Annotated in this window: 1 protein-coding gene; it reads left to right on the plus strand. The window is 59.7% G+C overall.

From position 1 onward, the window contains the following. Positions 1-60: 60 nt before the first annotated feature. A partial coding sequence (locus AWB75_RS36475; RefSeq protein WP_061128749.1) for an IS30 family transposase occupies positions 61-971 on the plus strand: 911 nt, incomplete at its 3' end.

Here is a 971-nt window from a genome sequence, read left to right on the forward strand (position 1 = left end):
TGGCGGATTCAACCGGTCGATGCAACACAATAACGCCATGTAAGCGGCGGGAGTGTTGCGATGAAACAGAGACGCCGAATCTATTACAGTGAGAGTCAGAAGGCACTGATGTGGGAGCGCTGGCGTGCGGGCGAGTCGCTGCAGCATATTGCGCAGCTATTCGATCGTAACCATTCATCCGTAGCGGGAATACTGGCGCAAACTGGAGGAATACAGCCTCCGCCGCGACGGCGATCGAATCGGTCGCTCACGCTTGCCGAGCGCGAAGAAATCTCAAGAGGTCTTGCAGCGGATGATTCGATCCAATCGATCGCACGGCGCCTGTCGCGAGCGCCGTCTACGATCTGCCGCGAGATCAAGCGCAACAGCGGCGAGAAAGGCTATCGGGCCGACTCCGCCGATGAGCTTGCCTGGGAACGGGCGCTGCGCCCGAAGGCGTGCAAACTTGTCTCGACACCGGCGCTGGCAAAACTCGTGGCGGCAAAGCTGCGACTGGAATGGTCTCCGCAGCAGATCGCCGGATGGCTAAAGCGAACATGGCCGGGCAACGAGGGCTTCCACGTGTCTCACGAAACGATCTATCGAACGCTCTTTATTCAGGCACGCGGCGCGCTGAAAAAAGAGTTGCTGGAGCACCTGCGACGCACCCGTGCCATGCGTCGATCACGTCATCACACGCAGAAGACCGAGGATCACGGTCGTATCCGCGACGCTGTTTCGATCAGCGAACGTCCCGCTACGGTTGAGGACCGCGCCGTTCCGGGGCACTGGGAAGGCGACCTCCTGTGCGGCAGCGGTAACAGTCAGATTGCAACGCTTGTAGAGCGACACACACGCTATGTGATGCTGGTCAAGCTTGACAGCAAGGACAGTGAAACCGTCGCCAAGGCGCTCATCAAACACGCCGGCAAGCTCCCGCAAGAGCTCTACAAATCGCTTACCTGGGATCGCGGCACCGAGATGGCGGGGCA

This window comes from Caballeronia catudaia (assembly GCF_001544755.2).
Taxonomy (GTDB): Bacteria; Pseudomonadota; Gammaproteobacteria; order Burkholderiales; family Burkholderiaceae; genus Caballeronia; species Caballeronia catudaia.